At 66.6% G+C, this 5,924-nt stretch carries 5 protein-coding genes; 4 read left to right on the forward strand and 1 reads right to left on the reverse strand.

Annotation, left to right across the window (positions count from 1 at the left end):
- Positions 1 to 91 precede the first annotated feature (91 nt).
- Genes RN743_RS08040 through RN743_RS08050 form a run of 3 tightly spaced genes read left to right on the forward strand, consistent with a single transcriptional unit; the run spans position 92 to position 3,438 of the window.
- On the forward strand, positions 92 to 1,567 hold the full coding sequence (locus RN743_RS08040) for a serine hydrolase (RefSeq protein ID WP_310778612.1): 1,476 nt from the start codon (positions 92 to 94) through the stop codon (positions 1,565 to 1,567).
- A 6-nt stretch (positions 1,568 to 1,573) separates the two neighbouring features.
- Positions 1,574 to 2,833, forward strand: coding sequence for an aminotransferase class I/II-fold pyridoxal phosphate-dependent enzyme (locus RN743_RS08045; protein WP_310778615.1), 1,260 nt, complete (start codon positions 1,574 to 1,576; stop codon positions 2,831 to 2,833).
- Positions 2,834 to 2,865: 32 nt separating this feature from the next.
- Complete coding sequence (locus RN743_RS08050; RefSeq protein WP_310778618.1) at positions 2,866 to 3,438, forward strand: rhodanese-like domain-containing protein; 573 nt, start codon at positions 2,866 to 2,868, stop codon at positions 3,436 to 3,438.
- Positions 3,439 to 3,579: 141 nt separating this feature from the next.
- On the opposite strand, the gene RN743_RS08055 is transcribed toward RN743_RS08050, so the two are convergent.
- The gene (locus tag RN743_RS08055) at positions 3,580 to 4,194 is read right to left on the reverse strand and encodes a Uma2 family endonuclease (protein ID WP_310778620.1); all 615 of its coding nucleotides are present in this window, start codon (positions 4,192 to 4,194) and stop codon (positions 3,580 to 3,582) included.
- 571 nt (positions 4,195 to 4,765) lie between these two features.
- Between RN743_RS08055 and RN743_RS08060 the strand changes: the two genes are divergently transcribed.
- A partial coding sequence (locus RN743_RS08060; protein WP_310778622.1) for a DEAD/DEAH box helicase family protein occupies positions 4,766 to 5,924 on the forward strand: 1,159 nt, incomplete at its 3' end.

Genomic DNA, 5,924 nt, shown 5'->3' on the forward strand with positions numbered 1-5,924 from the left:
CGCGCCCCCCGCCTTCGCGCCAGAGTTGAACCACGCCTCGCCGTCGGAGGCCGAGGCCCGATGCTCACCCCGCCCTTCAAGGAGGCGCCTCATGACCCGTCCATTCCGAGGCCGTCCATGGCGTCGTGCCGTCGCCTGCGTCGTCGCCGTCGTGCTCGCGGCTCCCGCCTCCGGGTGTGCCCAGGGGAACGGCGATCCCGTGAACGATCCGCGCTTCGAGCAGGCGGTGGCGCTGTTCGAGGCCTGGCTCGACGCGAAGATGGCGTACGAGAAGATCCCCGGCGTGTCGGCGGCGCTCGTGCACGACCAGGATCTCGTGTGGGCCCGCGGCTACGGGTACGCGCACCGCGAGACCGGGGTCCCGGCCACGCCGTCGACCATGTATTCGGTGTGTTCGATCTCGAAGCTCTTTACGTCCATCGGCGTGATGCAGCAGCGGGACGAGGGCAAGCTGGACCTCGACGATCCCGTCTCAGCGCACCTCCCGTGGTACGATCTCGAACAGGTGTACCCCGACGGTCCGAACGTGAGCGTGGAGGGGATCCTCACCCACTCCTCGGGACTCCCGCGGGAATCGGCGCACCCCTACTGGACCGGTCCCGATCACCCCTTCCCGACGGCGGACGAGATCATCGAGGGGCTTTCGGAGCAGGAGACGCTCTATCCCGGCCGCCGCTACTTCCAGTACTCGAACCTGGGGATGGCGCTGGCGGGACAGCTGATCGAGCAGGCTTCGGGGATGGGTTACGACGAGTACATCCGGAGCCGGATCCTGGAGCCGCTGGGGATGTCGGACACGTACCCCGACATTCCCGTCGAGCACCAGGGCGGCCGCTACGCCACCGGATATTCGCGGCTCGAGCGGGACGGCCAGCGGGCCGAGGCCCCCTTCTTCCAGGCGCTGGGGATGGCGTCCGCGGCGGGATTCGCCTCCACCGTGGAGGATCTGGCGCGCCTCGCCTCGTGGCAGCTTCGCCTGCTGGAGAACGGAGGGACGGAGATCCTCGACGCGAACACGCTGAGGGAGATGCACCGCGTGCACTGGGTCGACCCCGACTTCGACTCGATGTGGGGGCTCGGGTTCGCGGTCTCGCGCCGCGATGGGGAGCGTGCGGTGGGCCACGGCGGGAGCTGTCCGGGCTTCCGCTCGACCTTCCAGCTCCTTCCGGCGAAGAAGCTGGCCGGCGTGGTGATGATGAACGCGCAGGCGAATCCCACCGACGTGTGGACGAAGATGATGGCGACGCTGGGCGCGGCCTTCGAGGAGATCCAGAGCGATCCGGGCGGTGGGACGCCGCGCCCGGCCTCCCTGGCGGAGTACGAGGGACTCTACCAGTCCACGTGGGGAGAGACGGTCATCCTCCGGTGGGACGATGGTCTCGCGGCGCTCGGTGTGCCCTCGAACGATCCGGTCGAGGGAATGACGAAGCTGCGGCACGAGAGCGGCGATACCTTCCGGCGCGTCCGGGACGACGGCGAGCTCGGAGAGGCGTACATCTTCCACCGGGAGGACGGCGCCATCGCCCGGTACAGCGTCCACGGCAACTTCTCCAACAAGGTCCGGTAGAGGAGGATGACGACAGCGATGACGACCCTTTCCGGTTCTTCCGGCAGCCTCATTCCCGAGGCGGCGACGCGCGAGGGCAACGACCCGATCTTCGCCCTGCACGGGGAGGCGGTCCGCCGGGCCGAGGCGGGCGAGTCCATCCTGAACTCGACGCTCGGGGCGCTGATGAACGACGACGGGAGCCTCGCGGTGATGCCCGCGGCCGCCGAGGCGCTGGGACGCGTGCCGCACGCGCGCGCCGCCGGCTATGCGCCGATCTCCGGAGACCCTCCGTACCTGGCCGCGGTGATCGCGGACCTCCTGGGGGAGGGCGGGCTGGCCGAGCAGGCGGTCGCCGTCGCCACGCCGGGGAGCACCGGCGCCATCCACCACGCGATCCTGAACTTCCTCGAACCCGGGCAGGCGGCGCTCACGCCCAGCTACTACTGGGGTCCGTACCACACGATCTCGACCCATTCGGGCCGCGCGGTCGAGACCTTCAACATGTTCGACGCCGGGATCCGCCTCGATGTCGAGGCCTTCCGGGCCGGGCTAGAGGGCCAGATCGAGCGGCAGGGACGGTCGCTCGTCCTCTTCAACTTCCCCTGCAACAACCCCACCGGCTATTCGCTCGACGAGTCGGAGTGGGAGGCCGTGGCGGAAATCGTGCGGGAGGTCGGTCGGCGGGGTCCCGTCGCGTTCCTTCTCGACCACGCGTACGCGAAGTTCGGAGATGAGGGGTCCAACGGCTGGATCGGTCAGCTCCCGCGGATGATGGAGTCCGCGACGGTGCTCGTGGGCTGGACCGTGTCGAAGTCGTTCGCCCTCTACGGCGCGCGGGTGGGGGCGCTCGTGGCGCTCCACCGGGAGGCGGAGGAGCGGCAGCGCATCTCGAACGCGCTCGGCTTCTCGTGCCGGGCCACGTGGTCGAACTGCAACCACCTCGGACTGCTCGGCGCCACCAAACTCCTCACGGATCCGGAGCTGCGCCGGCGCACGGAGGAGGAGCGCGCGGGGATGATTCGCCTCCTCAACGAGCGCGTCGCGGTCTTCAACGAGCTTGCGGGGGGTGCGGGGCTGACCTACCCCCGCTACGAGGGCGGCTTCTTCGTCTCGGTGTTCACGCCGGACGCGGAGGTGACCGCCGCAACCATGCGCGAGGCCGGGGTGTACGTGGTCCCGATGAAGGGCGCGGTGCGGATCGCGCTCTGCGCCACGCCGGCGCATTCGATCCCCCGGCTCGTCGAAGCGCTGGCCAGGGGGATCGCCACCGCCCGCGCCGCCTGAACGGCCCGTCAAGGGAGCACGACGATCTGTCCGTGAGAAAGAAGCCCGTGAGAAAGACGATGGAACGACACAAGGCAATCCCGGTCCTGGCGCCGACCCTGCTGGCTCTGGCGCCGGCCCTCATACTCGTCGCCGCCACCGGTTGTACCGGTCAGGCCGCGCTGTCCGACGCCGAGAAGCTCGCGCGCGTGGAAGAGATGGTGGCGGAGGTCGAACGGCGCTTCCCCGAGGTGGAAGCCGTCACCGTGGAAGAGGTGGGACGGCTGCTCGAGACCGGCAGCGTCGTTCTCGTCGACGCCCGGGCGCCCCGCGAGCGCGAGGTTTCCTGGATTCCCGGCTCGATCACCTCCGAGGAGTTCGAGCAGGACCCCGGCCGGTACGCGGACCGCACCGTCGTGGCGTACTGCACGATCGGCCACCGGAGTTCCGAGTACGCGAAGCGGCAGGACGAGCAGGGCCGGCGCGTGCTCAACCTGCGCGGCAGCCTCCTCGCGTGGACCCACGCCGGCGCGCCGCTCGTGGGCCCCGATGGGCCGACCCACCGCCTGCACGTCTACGGCGAAACCTGGAACCTCGCCCCCGCCCGCTACGAAACGACCTGGTAGCGCCTGAAATAGAATCTCCAGCGGGTGATTCGGACGGAATCCAACGGGTGATTCGGACAGAACTCAACGGGTGATTCGGCAAGACGCCGAATAAGTGCCTTCGTGGAAGATGTTGCGTCTGGCCTCAGGAGATCCGCCTGGTCAGCCGGGGGGCTCGCCGAATCCGGGGGCGAAGATGGCGGAGAGGTCGATCGTGCCGATCTGCGTGTCGCCGAGGCGGACGGGGAGCAGCCGGCGGAAGCGCTCGGGCCTGAGGCTCACGTCGGGTTCCGCCCCGGTTCCCGAGCCGAAGCGGTACACGTCGACCCGGTGCTCGGCGAGGTCCACGATCCAGTATTCGCGCACGCCCTGCCGCTCGTAGAGCCGCCGCTTAACGCCGCGGTCGCGCTTGGCGGTGGAGGGAGAGAGGACCTCCACGACGAGGTCGGGCGCCCCTACGAGTCCCGCCTCCTCGACGATGTGGCGCCGCTCGTTGGACACGAAGAGGATGTCCGGCTGCACGCCTTCGCCGGTGGCGGGGAACTCGACGCCGGGAGTGGGCACCACCTCGCCGTGTCCGGGATCCTCCAACAACTCGCACAGCTTCCTCAGGAGCCGCGCCCCGACCACCTGGTGGCGCCACTTGGGAGCGGCGGTCACGTGCAGGACCCCGCCGATCGCCTCGTAGCGATTGCCGTCGTCGGGCATCCGCTGCGCGTCCCGCCAAGTGACTTCGGTAAGTTGCATGGTCTCCACATCATAGCTCCGCGCTCTCATCCGATCCAATCCTGAACCGATGATGCGCGGTGCCGTCATCACGCCCTCAACCGTGCGGGGAGGCGATGGTGGGAGCTCCTCTCGTAGGTTCATGCCGGCGAGCCGCTCGTACGCCCGGAAAGGCCGACGAGACGCCTGCAGGTCTTGGGGCCTCGCCCCCGCCCACTGCGAGAAAACTTGGTAGGACCGGTGCAGGGCGGTGGAGCCGGAGCACTTCCTCGCCCAAACAACTTTCCGGACACCGACATCCGGTGCGGGGCGTGATCTCTGGACCCTGTACACGAGTCCGCGACATGGTTGCTCATGGCATCGGATAAGCCGAGGGTTGCGGTTCGTTGGCACCCAACGGCATCATTTGATCGTTCTTCGATAACCCCGATCCCCATGCTAATGGTCGTACACTGATCTTCGCTGACCCGTACTCCTTGATCACTTCTGTCCGAAGAGCATGCGTGTAGGGAGTCCAACCCCCCCGCCGGTCGACGCCTCTACAACAGCCATCGTCGACAACCGCTCGCGTACAGTGGGGGACTTCCTCGGGAGCCATATGGTCCCCGGGAGCCTTCTGTCCGTGGTATCGGCCTACTTCACGATCTACGGTTACGAGGCTCTGCGGAATCGTCTCGACCACATCGAGCGAATGCGGTTCCTCTATGGAGACCCTCGGGGAGTCCGTTCGTTGGATCCCGGCGAGGACGACGAAAAGGCGTTTCGGTTGTCAGATGAAGGCGGCTTGGAGTTGACGCACGCCCTAAAGCAAAAGCCCCTGGCACGTGCGTGCGCCGACTGGATCGAGCGGAGGGCCGACATCCGGACGGTGAGGCAGAGTAACTTCCTCCACGGGAAAATGTATCATGTTGCCGCATCCGGCGCGGCCACCGCCGCCCTCGTTGGGAGTTCGAACTTCACTCGCCGCGGGCTCGGGTTCGGGCAAGCCCCGAACATCGAACTCAACTTAGAGGTGCGCGGTGCTTCGGAAAGGGAGCCATTGCTCGGATGGTTTGACGACCTCTGGGTTGACGAACGACTCACGTGCGATGCCAAGAAGGAAGTACTCGAAGCCCTCGCGCGGCTTGGCAGAGACTACGCCCCGGAGTTCGTCTACTACAAGACGTTGTATCATGCATTGGGAAAACGCTTGGCCCAGCAGAAGGAGAGTGAGCAGCTCGCCAGCGGTGTCCACCTCTTCGACTCCCGCATCTGGGACGAACTCTACGACTTCCAAAAGCAAGGTGTGATCAACGCAATCAACCGACTGCAGCACCACAACGGCTGCATCATCGCTGACAGCGTGGGGCTCGGGAAGACCTTCACTGCGCTGGGTGTCATCAAGTACTTCGAAGCTCGAAACGAACGGGTTCTTGTACTCTGCCCAAGTCGACTCAAGCAGAACTGGTTGCAGTACCCAGCTCACACCGCACAGCGGGGCAACCCATTCCTTGCCGATCGGTTCGGGTATACCGTTTTAGCCCACACGGATCTCAGTCGTACCAGCGGCATGGCGGGCGACACGGACCTTGGCGGATTCAACTGGAGTACCTTTCACCTCATCGTCATCGACGAGTCACACAACTTCCGCAACGAGGGGCGCGACAGGAGGGATGACGATGGCAATCTGATCTCTCGGAGCCGCTATCGGCGGTTGCTCAAAGAAGTGATCGGAGCAGGAACGAAGACCAAGGTCCTCATGCTGTCGGCTACACCGGTAAACACCAGCCTACGCGATCTGC

The organism is Candidatus Palauibacter scopulicola (assembly GCF_947581915.1).
In the GTDB taxonomy this organism is placed as follows: domain Bacteria; phylum Gemmatimonadota; class Gemmatimonadetes; order Palauibacterales; family Palauibacteraceae; genus Palauibacter; species Palauibacter scopulicola.